Source organism: Streptomyces sp. NPDC058964 (genome assembly GCF_042741275.1).
Classification (GTDB): Bacteria; Actinomycetota; Actinomycetes; order Streptomycetales; family Streptomycetaceae; genus Streptomyces.
In genome coordinates this window covers 1-1,043 of sequence record NZ_JBHYKH010001077.1, presented here as the reverse complement: position 1 = coordinate 1,043, position 1,043 = coordinate 1, and the positions used below count along the sequence as shown (strand labels likewise).

Below are 1,043 nucleotides of genomic sequence, written 5' to 3'. Positions count from 1 at the left end.
GCGCGCGCTTTGTTTCCGGGCCTGCGCGTGCCCCGTGTTTACACCCTCACCACGGCGGCCCCCCCGCCGAGGCCGATCAGCCGCGACACTCCGGCACGCGTAGGCAGGGCAGCTTGTGTGGAGTACGGCTATCCGCGGCGCCGCCGCGCACGGCCGGTCCGCGCCGCCTTGGCCCGCTTGGCGGCGAAACGCACTCCACCGGGACTCTCCCCGACTTCGACCCGCACCACGGTGGACATGGGATCCACGACTCCCTCACCCACATGCAGGATGGAGGTCTCCACCGCACCCAGCTTGCTGAGCGCCGTGGCCGCGGCCTTCAGCTCCTCCTCGGCCGTGTCGCCCTTGAGGGCGAGCATCTCGCCGTACGGGCGCAGCAGCGGGACCCCCCAGGTGGCCAGACGGTCCAGCGGAGCAACGGCACGGGCCGTCACCACATGCACCGGCGGCAACTTGCCCATGACCTCCTCGGCCCGGCCACGCACCACGGTCACATGGTCCAGGCCCAGAAGCTCCACGACCTCGGTCAGGAAATTGGTGCGCCGCAGCAGGGGCTCCAGAAGAGTGATCTTCAGGTCGTCCCGGACGAGCGCCAGCGGGATCCCGGGCAGGCCGGCGCCCGAACCGACATCGCACACTGTCACGCCCTCGGGCACGACCTCCGAAAGCACGGCGCAGTTCAGCAGATGCCGCTCCCACAGACGGGGTACTTCACGCGGACCGATCAGGCCACGCTTCACCCCCGCCTCAGCGAGCAACTCGGCGTAGCGGACAGCGTCCGCGTAGCGAGCACCGAACACGTCGCGTGCCTGCTCGGGAACAGGGGGAAGCTCCGCTGCCTCCGACACGAGGGGACCGCCCTTCCGTACGACACCGGCGCACCAGACGCCGCTGCCAGAACCACCAGAACTATCAGGCTGACAAAATTCGGCCCCGTCTGCGCAACAGACGGGGCCGGAGAACGCTGTCTCTTATAAACATATCCCAGCCCACGAGACAAGGGACAAAAGGGGGGGGGGGGGGGGGGGGGTGTGTGTGTGGGG

Annotated in this window: 1 protein-coding gene; it reads right to left on the bottom strand. The window is 69.1% G+C overall.

The features are described from left to right. Positions 1 to 128: 128 nt before the first annotated feature. Entirely contained in the window at positions 129 to 848 is a 720-nt protein-coding gene (gene rsmG / locus ACFW2E_RS47770; protein WP_384478663.1) for a 16S rRNA (guanine(527)-N(7))-methyltransferase RsmG, read from the bottom strand. Positions 849 to 1,043 lie beyond the last annotated feature (195 nt).